The 23,057-nt window shown below is 50.5% G+C and carries 22 protein-coding genes and 1 other annotated feature; of the genes, 9 read left to right on the top strand and 13 right to left on the bottom strand.

Translation table 11 applies throughout. The annotated features are described in order from the left end of the window. The first annotated feature begins 116 nt into the window (after positions 1-116). Entirely contained in the window at positions 117-1,487 is a 1,371-nt protein-coding gene (locus tag D8682_RS10200) for a PTS transporter subunit EIIC (protein ID WP_121814206.1), read from the top strand. 64 nt (positions 1,488-1,551) lie between these two features. On the opposite strand, the gene D8682_RS10195 is transcribed toward D8682_RS10200, so the two are convergent. Genes D8682_RS10195 through D8682_RS10180 form a run of 4 tightly spaced genes read right to left on the bottom strand, consistent with a single transcriptional unit; the run spans position 1,552 to position 4,861 of the window. Then, on the bottom strand, positions 1,552-2,223 hold the full coding sequence (locus tag D8682_RS10195) for a methionine ABC transporter permease (RefSeq protein ID WP_064549083.1): 672 nt from the start codon (positions 2,221-2,223) through the stop codon (positions 1,552-1,554). Next, positions 2,208-2,999, bottom strand: coding sequence for a methionine ABC transporter ATP-binding protein (locus D8682_RS10190; RefSeq protein ID WP_121814205.1), 792 nt, complete (start codon positions 2,997-2,999; stop codon positions 2,208-2,210). Before D8682_RS10190 ends, D8682_RS10195 begins: the two co-directional genes overlap by 16 nt. Then, positions 2,996-3,805 (bottom strand): MetQ/NlpA family ABC transporter substrate-binding protein, encoded by an 810-nt coding sequence (locus D8682_RS10185; protein WP_064549081.1) that lies wholly within the window; start codon positions 3,803-3,805, stop codon positions 2,996-2,998. The genes D8682_RS10190 and D8682_RS10185 overlap by 4 nt, the downstream gene beginning before the upstream one ends. An 18-nt stretch (positions 3,806-3,823) precedes the next feature. Continuing rightward, positions 3,824-4,861 carry an isopenicillin N synthase family oxygenase gene (locus D8682_RS10180; protein WP_064549079.1) on the bottom strand — a complete coding sequence of 346 codons (1,038 nt, stop codon included), beginning with the start codon at positions 4,859-4,861 and terminating at the stop codon, positions 3,824-3,826. Between the two features lie 294 nt (positions 4,862-5,155). Here D8682_RS10180 and ykgO point away from each other — a divergent pair, with 294 nt between their 5' ends. Beyond that, positions 5,156-5,296 carry a type B 50S ribosomal protein L36 gene (ykgO, locus tag D8682_RS10175; protein WP_034458060.1) on the top strand — a complete coding sequence of 47 codons (141 nt, stop codon included), beginning with the start codon at positions 5,156-5,158 and terminating at the stop codon, positions 5,294-5,296. A 39-nt stretch (positions 5,297-5,335) separates the two neighbouring features. Here the strand turns inward: ykgO and D8682_RS10170 are convergent, their stop codons facing one another. The 6 genes from D8682_RS10170 to acrA all read right to left on the bottom strand — a co-directional run bounded on the left by D8682_RS10170 (position 5,336) and on the right by acrA (position 12,208). Continuing rightward, positions 5,336-5,794 carry a YlaC family protein gene (locus tag D8682_RS10170; protein WP_064549077.1) on the bottom strand — a complete coding sequence of 153 codons (459 nt, stop codon included), beginning with the start codon at positions 5,792-5,794 and terminating at the stop codon, positions 5,336-5,338. Positions 5,795-5,896: 102 nt separating this feature from the next. Beyond that, positions 5,897-6,463 (bottom strand): maltose O-acetyltransferase, encoded by a 567-nt coding sequence (maa, locus tag D8682_RS10165; protein ID WP_064549075.1) that lies wholly within the window; start codon positions 6,461-6,463, stop codon positions 5,897-5,899. A gap of 195 nt (positions 6,464-6,658) precedes the next feature. Continuing rightward, the gene (locus D8682_RS10160; protein WP_064549071.1) at positions 6,659-6,877 is read right to left on the bottom strand and encodes an HHA domain-containing protein; all 219 of its coding nucleotides are present in this window, start codon (positions 6,875-6,877) and stop codon (positions 6,659-6,661) included. Between the two features lie 29 nt (positions 6,878-6,906). Beyond that, on the bottom strand, positions 6,907-7,281 hold the full coding sequence (gene tomB, locus D8682_RS10155) for an Hha toxicity modulator TomB (RefSeq protein WP_064549070.1): 375 nt from the start codon (positions 7,279-7,281) through the stop codon (positions 6,907-6,909). A 555-nt stretch (positions 7,282-7,836) separates the two neighbouring features. After that, positions 7,837-10,986, bottom strand: a complete 3,150-nt coding sequence (acrB, locus tag D8682_RS10150) for a multidrug efflux RND transporter permease subunit AcrB (RefSeq protein WP_121814204.1) — start codon at positions 10,984-10,986, stop codon at positions 7,837-7,839. 22 nt (positions 10,987-11,008) lie between these two features. Further along, positions 11,009-12,208, bottom strand: coding sequence for a multidrug efflux RND transporter periplasmic adaptor subunit AcrA (gene acrA, locus D8682_RS10145; protein WP_064549066.1), 1,200 nt, complete (start codon positions 12,206-12,208; stop codon positions 11,009-11,011). 143 nt (positions 12,209-12,351) lie between these two features. Here acrA and acrR point away from each other — a divergent pair, with 143 nt between their 5' ends. Next, on the top strand, positions 12,352-12,993 hold the full coding sequence (gene acrR / locus D8682_RS10140) for a multidrug efflux transporter transcriptional repressor AcrR (protein ID WP_064549064.1): 642 nt from the start codon (positions 12,352-12,354) through the stop codon (positions 12,991-12,993). Between the two features lie 130 nt (positions 12,994-13,123). Further along, on the top strand, positions 13,124-16,501 hold the full coding sequence (gene mscK, locus D8682_RS10135) for a mechanosensitive channel MscK (protein ID WP_255424169.1): 3,378 nt from the start codon (positions 13,124-13,126) through the stop codon (positions 16,499-16,501). Between the two features lie 3 nt (positions 16,502-16,504). On the opposite strand, the gene rsmS is transcribed toward mscK, so the two are convergent. Both rsmS and priC read right to left on the bottom strand, forming a co-directional pair. Continuing rightward, the gene (rsmS, locus tag D8682_RS10130; RefSeq protein ID WP_064549061.1) at positions 16,505-16,660 is read right to left on the bottom strand and encodes a pleiotropic regulatory protein RsmS; all 156 of its coding nucleotides are present in this window, start codon (positions 16,658-16,660) and stop codon (positions 16,505-16,507) included. Positions 16,661-16,812: 152 nt separating this feature from the next. After that, positions 16,813-17,349, bottom strand: a complete 537-nt coding sequence (gene priC / locus D8682_RS10125) for a primosomal replication protein PriC (protein ID WP_064549058.1) — start codon at positions 17,347-17,349, stop codon at positions 16,813-16,815. 44 nt (positions 17,350-17,393) lie between these two features. Here priC and D8682_RS10120 point away from each other — a divergent pair, with 44 nt between their 5' ends. The 4 genes from D8682_RS10120 to D8682_RS10100 all read left to right on the top strand — a co-directional run bounded on the left by D8682_RS10120 (position 17,394) and on the right by D8682_RS10100 (position 21,076). Beyond that, entirely contained in the window at positions 17,394-17,771 is a 378-nt protein-coding gene (locus D8682_RS10120; protein WP_064549056.1) for a DUF454 family protein, read from the top strand. A gap of 126 nt (positions 17,772-17,897) precedes the next feature. Further along, positions 17,898-18,449, top strand: a complete 552-nt coding sequence (gene apt, locus D8682_RS10115) for an adenine phosphoribosyltransferase (protein WP_034493753.1) — start codon at positions 17,898-17,900, stop codon at positions 18,447-18,449. Between the two features lie 297 nt (positions 18,450-18,746). Further along, positions 18,747-20,660: a DNA polymerase III subunit gamma/tau gene (dnaX, locus tag D8682_RS10105; protein WP_121814201.1), complete on the top strand. Its 1,914-nt coding sequence runs from the start codon at positions 18,747-18,749 to the stop codon at positions 20,658-20,660. Continuing rightward, positions 19,996-20,060 (top strand) — a sequence feature (DnaX frameshifting element). It overlaps the preceding gene by 65 nt. A gap of 86 nt (positions 20,661-20,746) precedes the next feature. After that, the gene (locus tag D8682_RS10100; protein ID WP_034458087.1) at positions 20,747-21,076 is read left to right on the top strand and encodes a YbaB/EbfC family nucleoid-associated protein; all 330 of its coding nucleotides are present in this window, start codon (positions 20,747-20,749) and stop codon (positions 21,074-21,076) included. Between the two features lie 98 nt (positions 21,077-21,174). Here the strand turns inward: D8682_RS10100 and D8682_RS10095 are convergent, their stop codons facing one another. Then, positions 21,175-22,080 carry a LysR family transcriptional regulator gene (locus tag D8682_RS10095; protein WP_121814200.1) on the bottom strand — a complete coding sequence of 302 codons (906 nt, stop codon included), beginning with the start codon at positions 22,078-22,080 and terminating at the stop codon, positions 21,175-21,177. 110 nt (positions 22,081-22,190) lie between these two features. Here D8682_RS10095 and D8682_RS10090 point away from each other — a divergent pair, with 110 nt between their 5' ends. Beyond that, positions 22,191-23,057 carry a pirin family protein gene (locus D8682_RS10090; RefSeq protein ID WP_064549049.1) on the top strand — a complete coding sequence of 289 codons (867 nt, stop codon included), beginning with the start codon at positions 22,191-22,193 and terminating at the stop codon, positions 23,055-23,057.

The following is a 23,057-nucleotide window of genomic DNA, read 5'->3' as shown; positions in this document are numbered from 1 at the left end:
TGTATAGGCTAATTGTGATGTTGTTCAAAGTTTATTGGTTTGTTTTAGTGGTTGCGATTCCCTACCATCATGGGCATTCAACACATAACAATAAGCAATTTTTTGGGGAGTGACAGATGGGGACCCGTGATGCCATTAATAATATTATTCACCTGATTGGTGGGGCGGATAATATTAGTAAAGCCTGGCACTGTATGACGCGCTTGCGCTTCTCTCTGATTGACGAGAATAAAATTGATCAGTCCGGGATTAAAAAAATCCCTGGTGTTTTAGGGGCGCAGATTCAGAGCGATCAATTCCAGATAATTATTGGCCCGCAGGTCAACAGTTGGTATGAACAACTGACCCACGAGCTTGGCTCCACTCCTGAACAAACTGCGCCAACCCACGCGAAGAAAGCGCGCAAAAGCCTGGTGTCAATGTTTATGGATACCGTGTCGGGCGTGTTTGGCCCGATTGTTCCCGCCATTGCCGGTGCCGGGATGATTAAAGGCCTGCTGGCGGGTTTGATTGCCTTGAAAGTGGTTTCGGCGAAAAGCGACACGGTGATCGTTATCGATTTAATCGCCAGTGGCGTGTTCTATTTTTTACCGTTCTTTTTGGCCATCTCCGCGGCGCGAATCTTCAAGACCAATGAATACCTGGCTGCGGCTGTCGCGGCATGCTTTATGTATCCATCGCTGATTGAAGCCGCCAAAGCACTGGCGGGCCACGCACCTGATGCGGTCGGTGCGTTTTACTTCCTGAATGTGATCCCCGTTTCGGTGTTCAACTACGCCTCAAGCGTGATTCCGGTGATTTTTTCGGTTCTGGCATTAAGTTACATCCATCGCTGGGTGGATAAAATCATGCCGGATGTGCTGAAAACGGTGTTTACCCCGACGCTCACCCTGTTCCTTGCGGCGTTAGTGGCGCTGGTGGTGATTGGGCCGCTGGGGATTTATCTTGGCAAAGGGTTGGCGTGGTTTATTGAAGGGCTATTTGGGGTGTCGGCGAGCTTTGCCGGATTAGTCGTAGGGGCGATTCGTCCGGTGGCTATTCTGACCGGTATGCACCACGCCATGACGCCAATCGCACTGCAAAACTTTACCGATCGCGGCTACGACATGCTGATGCCAATGATGTTCATGGCCAATATGGCGATTGCCGGTTCCACGTTTGCCATCTGGAAGCAGAGCAAATCCCGTGAAGAACGTGCTGTGGTTCTGCCAGCGGCAATTTCCGCGCTGCTGGGTATCACTGAACCGGCACTGTTTGGTGTACTGACTCGCTACAAGAAAGCGTTTATTGCCGCCACGGTTGCCAGCTCCCTCGCTTCGGCATTCATTGCTTTCTTCGGTGTGCGTTTGTATGGCTATATTTTGTCGAGCATTTTCAGTTTGCCGGCGTACATCGGCCCGTACTTTATCTTTGCGTTGATGGGCGTGGCGCTGGCATTGGGACTGTCGTTTACGCTGACAACTTTACTGGTGCGCGAGAAGAACTGAAAACAGGCGCTTATCCGACCAATGTGTCTTGTCGGTCGGATAAGCGTTAGCGTCATCCGACGCTTTACCGCCGGTGCGCGAGACGGCGTACCAGGCGGTCACCAATACTTTGTACAAGCTGCACCATCACCACTAAAATCACCACCGTGCCGACCATCACCTGGTCGTTAAAACGCTGGTAACCGTAACGAATCGCCAGATCTCCCAGACCGCCACCGCCAATCACACCTGCCATCGAGGAAAAGCCAATCAGCATCACCACGGTGAGCGTAATCCCTGCCAGAATGGCCGGTAGCGCTTCGGGTAGCAGCACTTTGCCGACGATATGCCAGACATTTCCACCCATCGACAAAATGGCTTCAATACGGCCTTTATCGACTTCATCCAGGGCGTTTTCCACTACTCGGGCAAAAAATGGAAACGCACCAATGGTGATGGGGACCACTGCCGCCGTGCTGCCCAACGTAGTGCCGATGATAATGCGGGTGAATGGGATTAAGGCAATCAACAGCACAATGAACGGTAGTGAACGCCCAACATTCACCACGCTGCCAATAACCTGATTCAAAACCGGTGCCGGTAGGACGCCGTCACGACGGGTGAGAAACAGCAACACGCCCAGCGGCAAACCGATAATCACGGTGAAAAGCGCGGCAAGGCCGACCATATATAACGTATCGAGCGTGCCATCGAGCAATAAAGGCCACAAATCTTCCCAGGCTAGGCGACTTCGCATAACACTCTCCCTGACACACCGATTCGGCGTAAAAATGCTTGTTCCGCAGCGTCGCCAGGTAATAGCGCCTGGCGCAGTCGGGAATAGGGGGTTGCCAGCAATTCAGATAACGAACCGCTTTCCACTAATTTGCCGTTTTCCAGTAGTGCCGCGTGATCGCATATTGCTTTCACCACTTCCAGTTGATGGGTAATCAGCACAATCGTGACGCCCAGTTTACGGTTGATATCCATCAGCAGCGCCAGTACGGAAGTGGTGGTTTCGCTATCTAATGCGCTGGTGGCTTCATCACAAAGCAGCACATCAGGATGCGCGGCCAGGGCACGAGCGATGCCTACGCGCTGCTTCTGCCCGCCGGAAAGCTGCGACGGAAAAGCCTGGGCTTTATCGCTCAGCCCAACTAATTCAAGCAACTCGATAATGCGTTTCTGGCGCACCTCACGCGGTTGCCCGGCGATTTCCAGCGGTACGGCAATGTTGTCCGTGACATTACGCGCATGAATCAGGTTGAAGTGCTGGAACACCATTCCGGTACGCTGGCGATGGGTGCGCAATTCGCGGTTATTGAGCGTGGTAATGTCCACGCCCTGCATCAGAATACGGCCCGAAGTGGGCCGCTCCAGTAAATTGAGACAGCGGATCAAGGTGCTTTTCCCCGCGCCACTGCGCCCGAGAATGCCGTAGATTGCACCGTCTGGCACAGTCAGCGAGACATCATCCAGTGCCGGTTGGCCTCCTCCGGCATACACTTTGCTCAGCCGCTCAACGGTAATCATGATTGCGGAGTAGCGACAGGGATGACTGAGCCATTGAACTGTTTGCGAATAAAGTCAGCAACTTGTGGGGATTGCAGATCTTTCGCCAGCTCTTTGATGCGCGGATCGTTAGCCAGATTTGGGTTGGTAACCAGAATATTGGCGTAAGGATTATGCGTGGCACTTTCCAGACCCAGTGCGTCTTTCGACGGCGTTAACCCGGCTTCCAGCGCGTAGTTGCCATTAATCACCGCCAGATCAACATCATCGAGCGAACGCGGCAGTTGCGGGGCTTCGATCTCGACGATCTTCAGCTTCTTCGGATTACTGGCGATATCACGCGGTGTGGCCTGGTTTTGCGCGGCATCTTTAAATTCCGGCTTCAGCGTAATCAGCCCTTTGTCCTGTAACAAATAGAGTGCGCGACTCAAGTTGGTGACGTTGTTCGGCAGGGCAATGGTGGCGTTTTCCGGCACCGACTTCAGGTCTTTATATTTGTGTGAATAGATTCCGAGCGGCTCGATATGCACGGTTGCGGCGACGGTGAATTTTTTACCCAGCGCTTTTTCCTGATCGCGCAAATAAGGAACGTGCTGGAAATAGTTGGCATCCACATCCCCGTTTGCCAGCAATTCGTTGGCATTCACACCGTTACTCAACTCAACCACTTTGAGTTTTAAATTCGGATCGAGCTTCTGCACAAAAGCGAGGATCTCGGCATGCGGTACTGCGTCAGCGGCGATGCGCAAAGTTTCTGCTGCGTGAGCGCTGAAGGCCAGAGTCAAAGACAGCGCGATCCCTGCCAGTTTAAAAGAGGCATTTTTCATGGTGTTTTCCTTTAAGGTTTAAGCGATGAGTTCACTGCTGTTACGCAAGACATCCGGGTAATAACGTTCCGCCACGTCGGGATGCGACCGCAGGCGACCTTTGAGATAATTCCAGCCGACATCGCGCAGCAACGGGTTGTCTGGGTCACTTTCTGGCCCATGAGCTTGTTGAGCGAGTTCGGGTGGCAGAGCATAAACGGGCACGACAGCGTCTAACTGCGCGCCGAGGAAAAAGGCAATCGACTGACGTTCCAGCCCAGGTAATGGGGAAACCACCCGATGAACCGTGGCGCGTAAATAGCCGTTGGTTGCCAGTTCCAGCAACTCGCCGATGTTCACCACAAAACTGCCTGGCAATGGGGCGGCATCTATCCAGTTATCTGGTGAGACTTCGACCTGCAAACCTTGCTGCTGGTCCTGCAACAGGAAGCTCAGGAAGCCTGAATCTTTATGCGCACCGACACCCTGATTGCCTTCCGTTGCTTGTTGGCCTGGATAACGAATCAGTTTGATGTGTTCGTTGGGTTGATGGCCGTACAGGTTATCGAAACTGTTGGCCGGCAGTTGTAACGCCTGCGCAAAAGTACGCAGCAGCTTGAGTGCCACCGCCGTCATTTCACGCTGAAATTGCAACAGGGTAGGTTTTAGAGAAGGCAACGATTCTGGCCACAAATTTGGGCCTTGTAAGCGCAGCCAGCCTGGCTGATCTTCATGAATTGCCAGCGCCGGACGTTCTGCGCCGATATCAAACTGTTCGCGCCAGTCCGGTTTGCCACGAGTTAATTCGCTGGCAGCACGGTTGTAACCACGAAAATGAGGGGAGTGGATCATCGCCACTTTTTGTTTTTCAGCTGCGGGTAAAGCGAAAAACTGCTGCGCTTCATCCTGGACGGCCTGTTGCAATTCTGGGCTGATGCCGTGATTGATCAGGTAGAAGAAACCGATGTCACGCGCGGCATGGCGCAGTTGTTCAAGAAATGCGGCTCGATCTGTCGCGGTGCCGTTAAGGGCCAGTAGATCGAGTATTGGCAAGGCCTGGGTCGTTGTGTTGCTCATAATGAACTCCGCGTAAGACAAATGTTTTCCCGACAAACTCTGATTTTTTGTCCCAACAATAATTTTCACAACGACAGCGCTGATTCATGGTTTAACCCTTCTGACTGAGGTGGAGTACATGGAAATTACATTGCCGTAAGCGCGTCGTGCCGCCCAATATTGTTATCTTCTAAGTTATGGTTGTGTTGGGTTCTAAGCTTTTGCGAAATTCAGCAATGCCAACAAAACAGAGTTGCATTCTTTTTATTCGTTATTTATTGTTATGTTATAACATAATTTATTGGGCGTAGATTTATGCAGGTTTTGAATTCATTACGCAGCGCAAAGCAGCGTCATCCGGATTGCCAGATTGTGAAACGCAAAGGACGGCTGTATGTGATTTGCAAAAGTAATCCGCGTTTTAAAGCGGTGCAGGGCGGGAAAAAACGGCGTTAAAACAAGGGGCTTTGGCCCCTTTCTTTCTTAATGAGAGGGTTACGAACGCCCAAGAGAGAAGATATCGTAAAAAGAGAGTTCGCCTTTTGTGGCAACCATTTTATGCAGTAAAGATTTTTGTTGTTCGTCAACACCAGGGGAATGCAGGATTTTATCAATCAATGTCGACGGGACATTGCGCGTGTTGTACCACTCGCCGTTGTAACAAACGCGTAAATCCAGTACATCGATATCGTCGTAGCGATAACGGGGGTTCACATCAAAAAAGAAGAAACCATTAAGTAGCGCAAATAGCACCACCAGTAACCAGACCGAGCCTGCCAGAGTATCTGATTCCAGCATCACCCACAGTGTGGCAAACCAGCCTATCCACATGCCGATAAACAACCCCGGGTGTTTGCGAATGAAGCTGATGCTAAAACGCGGACGGTTATCGCGTTTTTCTTCGGCATTAAGTTGCTCGATAGTATCGGTGAGCAGGCGCTGAATTTCGGTCATGATGAGCCTTCTGAACGGAAACGTTACGGGCAGAGAACTGTTATTTTAAGAAGCCCTGTACGGGTAAAAAAGTAACAGTTATGCCAAAAAAAACCATAACAGTTAGTGGCCGATGACGGGAACCGTTTTAATCACTCGTGCCGGGTTTCCTGCAACCACTGAGTTGGCTGGAATGTCTTTCGTGACGACAGAACCCGAGCCAATCACCACGTTATCACCGATGGTGACACCGGGATTGATGACCGCACGTCCGCCAATCCAGACGTTATCACCAATCGTAACGGGTTTGCCAAACTCAACGCCACTGTTGCGTGTTTCAGCATCCAGCGGGTGTGTTGCAGTATAGATATGAACGCCTGGCGCCAACATGCAGTTTTCACCAATGTGAACCGGGCAAACATCGAGAATGACGCAGTCAAAATTGGCGTAGAAGTTTTTGCCGAGAAAAATATTGTAACCATAGTCACAGCGAAACGTTGGCTCAATATAAGCATTCAGACTTTGGCCCAACAGTTGTTCAAGCAATTGTGCACGCACAGCTTGTTCATCGGGTTCGGTGTGATTAAAACGGTAAATCAAATGACGCGCTTTAATACTATCGTCACGAAGTTGTGGGTCACCAGGGCGATAAAGTTCGCCGGCAATCATTTTCTGTTTCTCTTCACTCATCGCGATGCCTCAATTAAATAGACAGAACAGTGGTTACCGTAAGCGATGAGGTTGTTATTGATGAAAATGTTGTTTCTTTTTGTGACTTTAATCACATTGCAAAGCTGGTAATCAACAATCACTAACAATGAACCGCGACTGACGCATTCAGCAGTTAACTGTTTAAACCATGAACCTAATAACAATTACGAGGTATTAGCGGATAAATGTCCATACAGAGGGTGGTATTTTATCGTAAAGCTTATTCATGGTGAGTTCAGCAAGTCGGTGGTCGGCAGCTGAATAAAATACCGCCAATTCATTATCTGATAATTCGTATTTATTTTTTTCAATTACACGTTCTAAGGTCTCAATTGTTTGGCAGCGTCGCAGACGCATCAAATAATCAGTCTTAGTTAATGGTTTAGTAGTCATGAAATCACCTTATACATCTTGTAATATTTTTAAAAGGAGAGGCTTACAGGGTTAGCGCGGCTCTCTGTGACGAAACATCGGAATAATCGATTCCCGGACTTACGCCATTTCTGCAAATCGTGTGCATTGATGCCGTAGTTGCTGAACAGCATAAAGGTATCGTCCAAATATTCGTCAATTTGTTCAATCAATTTACTCTCATCATCATACTTAATTTTGTAATTAAGTGCGAAGGCAGCTATGTGCTCAATCAATTCATTCAACTGCAAGTTAATGGCCGAAGTAGGATCATTAACCCAACCATGATTACTCTCGCCAAGGTTGGTAAGGCAGTCATGATACAGGTTTTCGCAGAGAAATTTAAGCTGCGCAATATCATGCCGTTTTGGTGAGTATTCGTCCATAATGCAGCCCCTTTTATCGAAGAAAATTGATAAACACTACGCGTTGGGGTGGACACACCTGGATGAGGTGGGGATCAATAACAACGATTATTCCATATACTTTCACTATAAATCAATCTGCAGTAGATTTCCTTTCACTATTACGAAAAATTACATTTGTAGCAAATGTGTTTACCCTAACGTAATGTTTATAAAGACTTTCACGTTTTTTAAAAGCAATGTCTTATAAATTATCCTAAAAGGGTACTTAAGAAAACAGTTTGCTTTCAACAGGTTAATCTCCTGTTGCTGTAATATCTCGCGGGCAGGTGTAAATAAAAAATCGACTAGGAATGTTCCTAATAAATAAGTATGAATCCGTATTTACAAATTCACCAGTCAGTTTGGGAAATATTTTGTCATGATATTCGAATGAAACATCTCCTGAACGGCAACACTTTGAAACCTACTCAGGGCCAGAGTCAGCATTTTCGATATTTAATAATATAGCAAATGAGGATGGGGCACAGATATAAAAAAGGCCGCTTGCGCGGCCTTGTACTTGCAGTCTAAGACTTACTTGTGGTGCTCAACCGGGTGAGCGTGCTCGAGGTCTTCAGTCTTACGGCTGAAGCGACGGCGTACTACCACGAAGAACACAGGTACGAAGAAGATAGCCAGAACAGTTGCAGTCACCATCCCGCCCATTACACCAGTACCTACGGCGTTCTGCGCACCGGAACCTGCACCGGAGCTGATGACCAGCGGCATTACCCCGAGGATAAACGCCAGTGATGTCATCAGAATTGGACGCAGACGCATACGCACCGCTTCAAGCGTAGCTTCAATCAAGCCTTTACCTTCTTTCTCCATCAAGTCTTTGGCGAATTCTACGATAAGTATCGCGTTCTTCGCCGACAAACCAATGGTTGTCAGCAGGCCTACCTGGAAGTATACGTCGTTAGTCAGCCCACGTAATGTGGCGGCCAGCAGTGCACCGACAACACCCAATGGAACAACCAGCATGACCGAGAACGGAATTGACCAGCTCTCATACAGTGCTGCCAGACACAGGAATACCACTATCAAGGAAATCGCATACAGGGCAGGGGCCTGGTTACCAGACAAACGCTCCTGATAAGACATACCCGTCCAGTCGTAGCCGATACCGGTTGGCAATTTGCTCGCCAGTTCCTGCATCAGATCCATCGCTTCACCGGTACTCTTACCTGGCGCCGCCTGACCAAGGATTTCCATGGATGGCAAACCATTGTAACGTTCCAGACGTGGTGAACCGTATTCCCAGTGCGCGGTAGAGAACGCTGAGAATGGTACCATCTGGCCGGTAGAACCGCGCACATACCAGTCGTTGATATCGCTTGGTAGCATACGGAATGGAGCATCAGCCATCAGGTAAACTTTCTTCACACGACCACGGTCGATGAAGTCGTTTACGTAACTACCGCCCCATGCAGCACCCAGAGTGGTGTTGATGTCGCTGATAGAAACGCCCAATGCTTGCGCTTTTTCCTGGTCGATATCGACTTTAAACTGCGGCGTATCTTCCAGACCGTTTGGACGCACGCCCACTAACAGGTCTGAGTGTTTAGCGACTTCACCAAACAACTGGTTACGCGCCTGAGTCAGTTTTTCGTGTCCAAGGTTCGCCTGGTCAATCAACTGGAAGTCGAAGCCCGTTGCGGTACCCAGTTCTACGATCGCTGGCAGGTTAAATGCGAACACGATGGCATCTTTGATTTTCGAGAATTGGGCACTGGCGCGAGCAGCAATTGCCGGAACCTTGTTCTCTTCACCAGGACGCTCATCCCAATCTTTCAAGGAAACGAATGCCAGACCGGTGTTCTGCCCCTGGCCTGAGAAGCCAAAGCCGTTAACGGTAAATACCGAGTTAACGTTGTCTTTCTCTTTTTCGAGGTAATACTTGCTCACCTCATCAAGAACGGCTTGGGTACGTTCTTGTGTCGCACCCGCAGGCAACTGAGCCATAGTCAGGAATACGCCCTGGTCTTCATCTGGCAAGAAGGAACTTGGCAGGCGAATAAACAGGAAGGCCATGCCAACCACAATCAGCAGATACAACACCAGGTAACGACCAGTGCTACGCAAGATGTTACCGACGCTGTCGGTATAATGATGCGTGCTCTTATCGAACATGTTGTTGAACCAACCGAAGAAGCCTTTCTTCTCGTGGTGTTCGCCTTTAGCAACCGGTTTGAGCAGGGTGGCGCAAAGTGCTGGTGTCAGAATCATTGCTACCAGTACAGAAAGCACCATTGCCGATACGATGGTAATGGAGAACTGACGATAGATTGCCCCTGTAGAACCGCCGAAGAATGCCATCGGTATAAATACCGCGGACAGAACCATCGCGATCCCGACCAGAGCGCCCTGAATCTGCTCCATCGATTTGCGTGTGGCTTCTTTCGGTGGCAATCCTTCTTCCACCATCACACGCTCAACGTTTTCTACTACCACAATGGCGTCATCAACCAACAGGCCTATCGCCAGCACCATCCCGAACATCGTTAGGGTGTTTATCGAATAGCCAAAGACGGCAAGGATAGCGAACGTCCCCAGTAGTACCACCGGCACGGCAATCGTTGGAATCAATGTGGCGCGGAAGTTCTGCAAGAACAGATACATTACCAGGAACACCAGCACGATGGCTTCAACGAGAGTTTTGACTACCTCTTTGATAGAGATTTTAACGAATGGCGTGGTGTCATACGGATAAACCACTTTAAGGCCAGCCGGGAAGTACGGTTGCAGTTTTTCAACTGTGGCGCGTACCGCGTTGGCGGTATCCAGGGCGTTAGCACCGGTTGCCAGTTTGATACCTAAACCAGAAGCCGGTTGGCCGTTGTAACGTGCAACAACGTTATAGTTTTCGCCACCCAACTCAACTTTTGCCACATCTTTGAGCAGAACTCGTGAGCCATCTTGATTCACTTTCAGCAGAATTTTGCTGAACTCATCGGCAGATTTCAAACGGGTCTGAGCAATGATAGAGGCGTTAAGTTGCTGACCTTTAACCGGTGGCGTACCACCTAACTGACCTGCTGCTACCTGGGCATTCTGCGCTTTAATAGCATTGATAATATCGACCGGCGTGAGTTGGTAGTTGTTCAGTTTGTTCGGATCCATCCAGATACGCATCGCGTACTGAGCACCAAACAGCTGAACATCACCGACACCACGAGTACGGCTGATAGGGTCTTTAATGGTTGCGCCAACGTAGTCCGAAATATCTTCCTGGGTCATGGAGCCATCGGTGTTGATCATACCGAGAACCATCAGGAAGCTACTGGAAGACTTCTCAACGCTAACACCTTGTTGCTGTACTTCTTGAGGAAGTAGCGGCATCGCAAGTTGCAGTTTGTTCTGAACCTGTACCTGGGCGATATCCGCGTCAGTACCAGAATCAAAGGTAATGGTGATGGTGACAGAACCAGAGGAATCACTGGAAGAGGACATGTACAGCAGGTTGTCGATACCGTTCATGTTCTGTTCGATAACCTGTGTCACGGTATCCTGTACCGTCTTCGCATCTGCACCTGGATAGTTTGCTGAGATCGAAATCGCCGGTGGCGCAATGGTTGGATATTGCGCGATAGGCAATTTCATGATCGCAAGCCCGCCCGCCAACATAATAATGATGGCGATTACCCAGGCAAAAATCGGGCGATCGATAAAAAACTTAGCCATGTCTTAACGTCTCCTGTTTAAGTTAAGACTTCGTTTGTTCAGACTGAGTGCCAGCGGCTGCTTGATTCTGACCTTTATCATCTGCCGCTACTTCCTGCGCTTTCACCTGAACACCGGGTTTCACTTTTTGCAAACCGGTCACAATTACGCGATCGCCATCCTTCAACCCACTGGTAACCAGCCATTTATCGCCGATAGCCTGAGCTGCTGTGATATCGCGAACTTCTACTTTGTCATCTTTGCCAATGACCAGGGCGGAAGCATCACCACGCGGTGTACGAGTGACACCTTGTTGCGGAACGAGCAGTGCGTTTGGATTAGTACCTTCTTCCAGTTGTGCGCGGACAAACATGCCCGGAAGCAGCGTTTTATCTGGGTTAGGGAAGATGGCACGCAGAGTGATAGAGCCGGTGCTCTGGTCAACTGTCACATCAGAAAACTCTAAAGAGCCTTCTTGCGGGAATGTAATACCGTCGTTAGTGACTAATTTGACTTTCGCTTTGCCGTTTTCTTGCTTCAGTTTGCCGTCAGCCAACTCTTGCTTAAGGCGCAAGAAATCGTTGCTGGACTGGGTGACATCCACGTAGATAGGATCAAGCTGTTGTACGGTCGCCATAGCGGTGGCCTGGGCTCCCGTTACCAGCGCGCCTTCAGTAACAGAAGACTTACCGATGCGACCACTAATTGGTGAAGTCACTTTGGTATAAGCCAGGTTAATGCGTGCCGATTCAACAGCGGCTTTAGCAGCAACAACTGCCGCATTTGCCTGTTGAGAATCGGCAAGAGCGGTGTCGTAGTCTTGTTGACTGATGTACTTAGTACCCAAAAGCTTCGCATAACGTTTCAGCGTCAGCTGAGCAATATTTGCACTCGCCTGTGCTTTCGCGAGGTCGCCTTTGGCGCTGTCATATGCGGCCTGATAGGTGGCCGGGTCAATTTGGTACAGCGACACACCAGCCTGAATTTCACTTCCCTCTACGAAGTTACGTTTCAGAATGATGCCACTGACTTGCGGGCGAACTTCTGCAATACGATAAGCACTTGTACGGCCTGGAAGCTCTGTGGTTATCTGCAAAGGAGCACTTTTTAGCGTGACGACACCCACTTCAGGGGTATGCGGCGCACTCTTTTGTGTATCTTTGTCATTACATCCTGTAAGCACTAAGCTGCCTGAAAGCATCAGAACGGCCGCCAGAGGCGTAAACCCTCTGTTTTTGTTCATATGTAAACCTCGAGTGTCCGATTTCAAAGTTGTTCAATGGATCAAATGTCCACAAACCCATTGCTGCGTTTATATTATCGTCGTGCTATGGTACATACATTCACAAATGTATGTAAATCTAACCACCTTACTTTCACCCACTTATGGCACGAAAAACCAAACAACAAGCTCTTGAGACTCGTCAGCATCTTCTTGATGTGGCAATCCGCTTGTTTTCTCAACACGGTGTTTCATCAACTTCGCTGGCAGATATTGCTAAAGCGGCAGGCGTCACCCGTGGTGCAATTTATTGGCATTTCAAAAATAAGTCGGATTTGTTTAATGAAATCTGGGAGCTAACTGAATCCAGTATTGGTGATTTAGAGACTGAGTATCAGGCAAAATTTCCTGACGATCCACTTTCTGTTGTAAGAGAGTTATTAATTTACATATTACAAGCAACTGTCACTGATGAACGTCGCCGCTTAATGACGGAAATCATCTTCCATAAATGTGAATTTGTTGGAGAACTTGCGGTATTACAACAGGCCAGACGCAAACTTCATCTCGAAGGAAACGAAAGAATCGAGAGCAGTTTGCAGCGTTGTATTGATGCAGAAATGTTGCCAAAGGGTTTACGTATCCCTGTCGCGGTTATTCTGATGCGCAGTTATATCACTGGCCTCATCGAAAATTGGCTGGTTGCGCCAGATAGCTTTGATCTCCACGGCCAGGCCGAAGACTACATCGCTATTTTGATAGAAATGTTTCAGACCTGCCCAACCCTGAGAAATACTCCACACTAAAAATATGCTTATTAGGGCAATTCCGAAGCGAGTTGACCAAGGATTTTTTGACAAGACGTGCTAATCTGAGCGCTCGTATTTCGTCTTTAACTCGCCATCCTTTCGGCCTGTTCTCAAACACTGTCAAACTATGCCGCAACTCTTGTGTTCACTGTATTCGCGTCGCTTATCTGCACGGTTTTTACTTATCGCTTTTATGAGCCTGTTTTGCCTGCTGGCGCAGCCAGTTTGGGCGAAAAATAACAGCAGCGATCTCCCGAGCCGCGATGAAATTCAAAACCAGCTAACTGCGCTTAATAAGCAAAAGACGCTGTCACCTAATGACAAACTCACCCAGCAAGATCTCAATGAAACACTTGAAGTGTTGGACAAAATTGACCGGGTCAAGGATGAAGCGGCAAAACTGCATCAGCAGATCACTGAAGCACCAAAAACGCTGCGCAAAGCCACCGATGCTTTAAATGAGATAAAGAATCAGCGAGATAACCAGGCCAATGAAGAGGCCGAAATTGAAGCGCTGAACTTACGCCAGCTCGAATCTCGCCTGAATGATTTGATGACGGATTTACAGAATTCACAGAGCGATTTAGCCACCTGGAATAGCCAACTGATTTCGCTGCAAACGCAGCCAGAACGTGTGCAGAATGCGATGATGGCCGCGTCGGCGCAACTCGAAACCATCCGTAACCGGCTGAATGGTGTCGCACCCGGTGCAGCAGAATTACGCCCCAGCCAGCAAACCTTATTACTGGCGCAGCAGGCGTTACTGAATGCGCAACTCGACCAGCAACGTGACAGCCTGAAAGGCAACACGCTGTTGCAAGATACCCTGCAAAAACAACGTGATTACACCAACGCCCATATCAACCAGATGGAACACACGCTGCAACTGTTACAAAAGGCAGTCAGCAGCAAGCGTCTGACGCTAACCCAGCAGACCGCGCAAGAAGCCATCGACTCCGAAGACACGGTTAAAATTCAGCAAAACCCGTTGGTGAAACAAGAGCTGGATATTAACCACCAATTAAGTCAGCGGTTGATCGATGCCACCGAGCGAGCCAATGAGATGGTGCCGCCGAGTATCCGCATCAAAAACACGCTGGATCGTGCGGTGCAATCGGAACGCAATCTGAAAGAGCAAATCGCCGTCCTGAAAGGCAGCTTGCTGTTATCGCGCATTTTGTATCAGCAGCAACAACAGAACATGCCTTCAGCGGAAGACACAGAAGACCTGACCAACCGTATTGCGGATATTCGCCTCGAGCAGTTTGATATCAATCAGCAGCGTGACGCGCTATTCCAGCCTGACGAAATGGTGGCGAAAATTGAAGAAGGGCACAGCGCTGAAGTCACGCCTGACGTTCACGATGCACTGTTACAGGTTCTGGATACGCGCCGCGAATTACTCGACCAGTTGAATAAACAGCTCGGCATGCAGCTAATGCTGGCAATCAACCTGCAGAATAATAAACAGCAACTGCAAAACGTGACCAAATCCCTCGACCAAATTCTGACCGAGCAGATTTTTTGGGTCACCAGTAATAAGCCGATGGACTGGGACTGGCTGAAATCGTTGCCTTCTTCGTTACGCGATCAGTTTAAAAACAGCCATATCAATTTTAATGGAGCGGAAAACTCGTTTAAAATTCTCGCGATTCTCTTGTTGATGATTCCCGCATTGCTGTTGGCAGGGGGGATTCGCTGGCGCTTTAAAGCAATCGACCGCTATCTGGAGAAGCAGGCAAGTCGAGTGGGGCAACTGCGTAACGACAGCCAAATGCTGACCCCGAAAGCCATTGCGTTGACCCTGGTGAAAGTCTTACCGGGGGCGCTTATCATCTATGCCATCGGCTTAGTATTTGCTGGCATTGACCTGAATATCAGCGAATCGATACTGGCGTTTTGTAAAAAGCTTTCCCTGTTCTGGATTGTTTTTGGCCTGACCTACAAAGTGTTGTCGAGCGATGGTGTTGCGGTTCGCCACTTTAATATGCCCCCACAACTGTGTAGCCATTATCGCCGCCAATTAGTGCGCATTGGCTTTGCACTCATGCCGTTGCTGTTTTGGTCGGTGTTGGGCGAGCGTTCGCCGCTGCACCTCGTGGAAGATGCGTTTGGTCAGTTGCTAATCTTCTTCAACCTGTTGCTGATCACCGCATTTGTCTTCCCAATGTGCCGTGAAAACTGGCGCAACAAAAATAACCATACTATGCAGCTCTTTACCGTTACGGTGATGGGGGTGGTGCCTGCGGTGTTAATTGTGCTGACGGCGATGGGGTACTTCTATACCACTTTGCGCCTTGCCGGCCGCTGGATTGAAACCATCTACCTGGTGCTTATCTGGAATCTGGTTTACCAGACCGTACTGCGTGGGCTAAGTGTGACGGCGCGCCGTATGGCTTATCGTCGCGCCGTGTTGCGCCGTGAAAACCTGGTGAGAGAGGGGGCTGAAGGGGGCGAGCCGGTAGAAGAACCGCCGTTGGCTCTGGATCAAATCAACCAGCAAACCATGCGCCTGGCGATCATTGCGCTGTTTGCGCTATTTGCCATCTTCTTCTACACCATTTGGTCAGACTTGTTTGGGGTATTCGGTTATCTCGACAGCATCCAGCTCTGGAGCTACAACGGCACTGAAGCGGGGGCCGCGGTGGTGAAAAACGTCACCATGGGCAGCTTGTTATTTGCGGTGATTGCCTTCGCGATTGCCTGGGTACTGATACGCAACTTACCGGGTTTGCTGGAAGTGTTGGTGCTCTCGCGTCTGAAGATGCGCCAGGGCGCTTCTTACGCCATCACTACTATTCTTAATTATGTGATTATTGGCGCTGGTGCGATGACCATCTTTGGTTCGCTCGGTGTGTCGTGGGATAAATTGCAATGGCTGGCAGCGGCGTTATCAGTCGGCCTGGGCTTCGGTTTGCAGGAGATATTCGGTAACTTTGTTTCCGGCTTGATTATCCTGTTTGAGCGCCCGGTGCGTATCGGCGATACCGTAACCATCGGCACCTTCTCGGGCAGCGTCAGCAAGATTCGTATTCGTGCCACCACCATCACTGACTTCGACAGGAAAGAAGTGATCATCCCGAACAAAGCCTTTGTGACCGAACGTTTGATCAACTGGTCGCTGTCCGACACCATCACGCGCGTGGTTATCCGCCTTGGCGTTGCTTACGGATCGGATCTGGATAAAGTGCGTGAAATCTTACTGAAAGCCGCTCATGAACATCCGAAAGTGATGCACGATCCTGAACCGACCGTGTTCTTCACTACCTTCGGGGCCAGCACGCTGGATCATGAATTGCGCCTGTATGTGCGCGAACTGCGCGATCGTAGTTATACGGTTGATGAACTGAATCGGACCATCGATCGTCTGTGCCGTGAAAATGGCATTAACATCGCCTTCAACCAACTCGAAGTGCATCTGCGTAATGACAAAGGCGATGAACTGACAGAAGTGAAACGCGATAACAACGGTAAATCGAACGGCGGCATCGTCCCGGTGCAGTAAAAATTAGCGGGAGGTGCTTTCTTCCCGCTTACGCAAAAAATCCTGACGGACAATCTCTAACGCAGCAAGCGCGGTTTCCGTCGGGACTTCATGTTCTTCCAGCAGCATTATCAAATCGACAGCCAGTTTCACTTCATCTGGTGCATTTTCCAGCGACATTGTATTAACCCGTAATTTGCGAAATAAAAAGAGACGGCTGACGAAACCTTTTTCGTAGGTCGGCTAAGCGCAGCGCCATCCGACACAACCAGCGCAGGTGGTGGATGACGCTATCGCTTATCCACCCTACAACACCAATTTAGTGGCTGTGATTAGCTTAGCCCACGTTCCCGCCGTTCAATCGCACGTTCAATTCGCGTAATCGCCTGGCGGCAGCGTTGCAAACGACCTTCAAGAGCCGCGATTTCTTTCTGGATCTTTTGTTGCCCAACGAGCGTCGTTTGAATCGCAAGTTGGCTGTCACGATCGCTAATCATCGTTTGCAGACGGCGTTCATAATCCTGATGAGTGGAGAGTTTCTCATACAGGTTTTCAACCACCGGCGGTTGGGGATCGTTTTTGCGCATCTGCAACGTCGCCAGTTCACGCTGCAAAGCGGCAATTTGCGCCACCAGTTTTTCGGCAAGATACGCCACTTGATCTGCTTTTCCGACTTTCACGCTAAGCTGTAATTGTGCGAGATTAGCCTGAACTTCGCTCAGATAATCTTTAAGTTGTGTGCTGTGAGTGGAAAATAAATTACGATCGAAGCGGGCCTGAGAGGCGCGTTGCAACGAAATGGGCGCAATGGCTTGGGCGAGATCCGCGACGCGAACATCCAGGGCTTGTAACAGCGAAGCGGTTTTCACAAAATGGCTCTCCAGGGTTGCAGGTGTTTAAATTTAAGGAATGAATGAAACGGACCATTTTAATCATCATCGGTTGGCTGGCGGTAGTCCTTGCGACGCTGGGTGTGGTGTTGCCTTTGCTGCCTACCACCCCATTTTTACTGCTGGCGGCCTGGTGCTTCGCCCGTTCTTCGCCGCGCTTTCATCACTGGCTGCTGTATCGTTCGTGGTTTGGTAGTTACATTCGTCACTGGCAAGAACATCGTGCGCTACCACCGGGAGCGAAACCCAGAGCATTGATTTTTATTGTTATCACCTTTGCTGTCTCCCTTTATCTGGTCAACATTCTTTGGGTCAGACTACTCTTACTGATGATGATGTGCGCACTGCTGTTCTTTATGTGGCGCATGCCGGTCATTGACGAAAAGCAACAAAAGCCATAATCCGCATTTGCAGTGGTTGCAATTGTTGATGCCAGCCAGTAAATTCGACCGTTTTCGAGCACGGTATGACTGTTTAATAAGTAGTCTCGTGCTTTGTTAGAACCATGTTTTTAGCAGGCATTAATTATGACCGCGACTGCGCAGCAGCTTGAATATCTGAAAAACAGCATCAAAAGCATTCCAGACTACCCAAAGCCTGGGATCTTATTCCGTGACGTTACCAGCTTGCTTGAAGATCCGAAAGCCTACGCCACCAGCATTGAACTCTTAGTTTCACGCTTTAAAGATGCCGGTATCACCAAAGTGGTGGGCACTGAAGCGCGTGGTTTTCTGTTCGGCGCACCGGTTGCGCTGGAATTAGGCGTGGGTTTTGTGCCAGTACGCAAGCCAGGTAAACTGCCGCGTGAAACCATCGCTGAAAACTACGAACTGGAATACGGCACCGATCAACTTGAAATCCACGTTGATGCGATCCAGCCTGGTGACAAAGTTCTGGTGGTTGACGATCTGCTGGCAACCGGTGGCACCATTGAAGCGACCGTTAAGCTGATCCGTCGTCTGGGTGGTGAAGTGACCGACGCTGCGTTTATCATCAATCTGTTTGATATTGGTGGTGAGCAACGTCTGGAAAAAATGGGCGTGAAAAGCTACAGCCTCGTACTGTTCCCTGGCCACTGAGTCCTGCCTCCGTATTCCCCAAATTATACCCGTTAGCATTCGAGTTGCAGGTAGGCGGTAAGGACGAGACAAATTCGTCGGGAACGAATTTGACCAGCCGAAGGCTGGCCTCCGGTGAGAGACAGGAGTCTCTCATTAATCCCATGGAGCTTACTTGAGTAAGTGACTGGGATGAGCGTATGCAGCCAACACCCCTGCAGCTTGAAGGAGGATGGGTATAGAAGCCTCGCCCGATGGGTGAGGCTTATGTTAGCATTACCCCCTGAATTCACACCCGCGATGTAGAGCCTATCTCGAATGAGCTACCAGGTCTTAGCCCGCAAATGGCGGCCACAAACTTTTGCTGATGTTGTCGGCCAGCAACACGTGTTGACTGCGCTGGCTAATGGCTTATCCATGGGCCGAATCCACCACGCCTATCTCTTTTCAGGGACGCGCGGCGTGGGGAAAACGTCCATCGCTCGCTTGCTGGCGAAAGGGTTAAATTGTGAAACAGGCATTACCGCCACGCCTTGTGGTGTTTGCGATAACTGCCGCGAAATTGAGCAGGGGCGCTTTGTTGATCTCATTGAGATTGACGCCGCCTCGCGTACCAAAGTCGAAGACACCCGTGACTTGCTGGACAACGTTCAGTACGCACCGGCGCGTGGCCGCTTCAAAGTCTATTTAATCGATGAAGTCCACATGCTCTCTCGCCACAGCTTCAACGCCCTGTTGAAGACGCTGGAAGAGCCACCTTCGCATGTCAAATTCTTGCTGGCGACCACCGATCCACAAAAACTGCCGGTCACTATTCTTTCTCGCTGCCTGCAATTCCACCTGAAAGCGCTGGATGTCGAACAAATCCGCCATCAGCTGGAATACATTCTTGGCGAAGAAAAAGTCCCCAGCGAAACTCGCGCTTTGCAACTGTTGGCCCGTGCCGCAGATGGCAGCCTGCGTGATGCGCTAAGTCTTACCGACCAGGCAATTGCCAGCGGCGATGGGCAAGTGACCACTGCGGCTGTTAGCACCATGCTCGGCACGCTGGACGACGACCAGGCTCTGGCGCTGATAGAAGCGATGGTGCAGGCAGATGGCGAGCGCGTGATGAGCTTGCTTAACGATGCCGCAAGTCGCGGAATTGAGTGGGAAGCGTTGCTGGTGGAAATGCTCGGCTTGCTGCACCGTGTGGCGATGGTGCAATTGTCTCCTGCCGCATTGGGCAGCGACATGGCGGCCATCGAACAGCGTATGCGTGAGCTGGCGCGCGTGGTGCCGCCTGCTGAAGTACAACTTTATTACCAAACCTTGCTGATTGGTCGCAAAGAGCTTTCCTGGGCTCCCGACCGCCGCATGGGCATTGAGATGACACTGCTGCGCGCGCTGGCATTCCATCCGAGAAAACCTTTACCGGAACCAGAACAACCGCGTCAGGCTCCGAGTATTCCGGTCATCAACCCGGTTCCGGTTCGGCAACAAGCGTCACCTCCGCCACGGCAAAATGAAACCCCGTTGCCGGACACCACAAGCCAGGTGCTGCAAGCGCGAACACAGTTAATGCGCCAGCAGGGAGCCAACAAAGCAAAAAAGAGTGAGCCGGCAGCGCCAAATCAAGCGCGGCCGGCAAAGAGTACTGCCCTGGAACGTCTGGCATCAGTCACCGATCGTATCCAGTCCCGGCCCGCTGCGGTAACCGAAGAGAAAGTCGAGAAGCCGGAGGCGTATCGCTGGAAGTCGCAGAACGTTTCTGAGGTTGTCGAAGAGCCGGTTGCCACGCCAAAAGCATTAAAGCGCGCGATGGAGCATGAGAAAACACCAGAGCTCGCATTGAAGCTGGCGCAGGAAGCCATTGAACGTGACAGTTGGGCGGCGGAAATTAGCCAACTGGTGCTACCAAAACTGGTGCAACAATTGGCGCTAAACGCCTGGAAAGAGCAGGATGGCAGCCGCGTTTGTTTGCACTTGCGCCCGGCATTACGCCATTTGAACTCACCGTCGGCACAGCAAACACTGTCTGACGCAATGAGTACTTTTAGCGGCGAAACTGTTGAGCTGACTATTATTGAAGATGATAATCTTGCACAACGCACCCCGCTGGAGTGGCGCCAGGCTATCTACGAAGAGAAGCTGGCACAAGCGCGGGAATCTATGACTACTGACAACAATATCCAAACGCTGCGTCGTTTTTTTGATGCAGAACTGGATGAAGACAGTATTCGACCTATTTGACAGACTGGTCATGCCGGTTTGTTGTAAACCCTGATAGCCGTTAATCGTTAAGTACGATTAACGGCCCGAGCAAAAGAGAGAAGACTATGTTTGGAAAAGGCGGTCTGGGCAACATCATGAAGCAAGCCCAGCAGATGCAGGAAAAAATGGCCCAGGTTCAGGAAGAAATCGCCCAAATGGAAGTCACTGGCGAATCTGGCGCGGGTCTGGTGAAAGTAACCATCAACGGTGCTCACAACTGCCGTCGCGTGGAAATCGATCCAAGCCTGATGGAAGATGACAAAGAAATGGTTGAAGACCTGGTTGCTGCAGCCTTCAACGATGCCGCACGTCGTATTGGCGAAGCGCAGAAAGAGAAAATGGCGGGTGTTTCCAGCGGGATGCAGTTGCCACCAGGCTTCAAAATGCCATTCTGATCAGTTTGGCGGATGACGCATGCGCTTATCCGCCCTACGATTGACACTGTTTGTCTTTTGTAGGTCGGGTAAGCGCAGCGTCACCCGACATGACATTCTCACTCCTCCTCAAACGCCGCATAACTCTCCACCAGAAAATCAATCAATGCCCTGACCGCCGGTAACTGACCGCGCCGTGAAGGAAACACCAAATGTATCACCTCCCGTCTTGCCCGCCAGTCCGGTAACAAATGCACCAAAGTTCCCTCTGCGATTTGCTTGTGAATCATCAACATCGGCAACTGAACAATTCCCACACCCGCCAGCGCGGCGGCGCGTAACGCAATCATATCGGTGGTCACAAAACGCGGAGTATGGTGCAGCGTCACTTCCTGATTATCCGGGCCAAACAGACACCAGCGGTAAACCTGCTGTGGTTTGGATAACGCCAGGCTCGGCCAGTGTTGAAGATCGGCCGGCGACTTCGGCTGGGAAAAACGCGCGACTAACTCGGGGCTGGCGACCAGGCACATGCCGCGATCGGCCAATTTACGCATCACCAGATCGCTGTCATCCAGCGGCAACGGGCGCACCCGCACCGCTAAATCGACATTCTCATTCAGCACATCAACCTGGCGATTAGTCTCTTCAAGCTGCACCGTTACCTGCGGATACAGCGTCATAAATCGCGCCAGCATGTCGCCGATATGCACATGCAGCAAAGCAACCGGGCAGGTCAGGCGAATCAGCCCGCGCGGCTCGGCACGCAGTGTGTTGATGGCTTCCTGTGCCGCTTCGGCTTCAATAATCATCGCTTTGCAATGGCGATAAAAAATCTGCCCGGCTTCGGTCACCGTGAAACTGCGCGTTGAACGCTGAATCAGGCGGGTTTCCAGGCTTTCTTCCAGCAAAGCAATACGCCGACTCAGGCGCGACTTGGGAATACCGATAACGCGGCTCGCCGGAGAAAAACCGCCGTTATCCACCACTTGCACGAAGTACCACAGATCGTTGAGGTCCTGCATGGCTATTGTCCTGTATATGGAACACTGAGTTCATTTTCAGAGTCTACCGCGGATTTCGTCTTATGAGTAAGCTTTATCTCAACAGAAATCGACACTCAATGGAGATAACGATGAAATCAATTCTTGGCGTTTATTCAGCACCGGCGTCCCACTGGGTGGGCGATGGCTTCCCGGTTCGCTCACTGTTTTCTTACTCAAAATTCGAAAAACAGCTCAGCCCATTCCTGCTGTTGGATTACGCAGGTCCGGCAGACTTTAAACCGAGCAATAAAGGGCAACGCGGTGTAGACGTCCACCCGCATCGCGGTTTTGAAACCGTCACCATCGTTTACAAAGGCGAAGTGGCACACCGCGACTCCACCGGCAGCGGCGGGGTAATTGGCCCAGGCGACGTGCAGTGGATGACCGCCGGTAGCGGCATTCTGCATGAAGAGTTTCACTCGCCGGCATTCAGCGAGCAGGGCGGTACGCTGGAAATGGTTCAGCTGTGGGTCAATTTGCCAGCCAAAGACAAATCAACGCCACCGAACTACCAGTCGATTACCGATGCGGACATTCCGGTGGTGACATTGCCGGATAACGCCGGCCAGGTGCGGGTTATCGCGGGTGAAATGGATGGTGCAAAAGGCCCGGCACACACCTTTTCACCATTGCGTGTGCTGGATATGCGGCTCAATGCGCACAGCACCACCCAACTGACGCTGCCTGATGGCTGGAACACCGCACTGGTGGTGCTTAAAGGCACCGTGCAGGTCAATGGTCAGGAAGTGGCACGTGAAGCGCAACTGGTAGTGCTGGACGCGAAAGGCGAAACCGTCACCCTGGAAGCCAATAACGACGCCGTCGTGTTGGTGTTGAGCGGTGAGCCACTAAACGAGCCAGTGGTCGGTTACGGGCCGTTTGTGATGAACACCCGCGAGGAAATCAAAGAGGCCATTGACGATTTTAATCAGGGCAAATTTGGTCAGAAAGTTTAA

It is taken from the genome of Buttiauxella sp. 3AFRM03 (assembly GCF_003675305.1).
GTDB classification, from domain to species: domain Bacteria; phylum Pseudomonadota; class Gammaproteobacteria; order Enterobacterales; family Enterobacteriaceae; genus Buttiauxella; species Buttiauxella ferragutiae.
The sequence above is the reverse complement of the archived record's forward strand: the minus strand, read 5'-3'. Positions and strand labels throughout refer to the sequence as shown.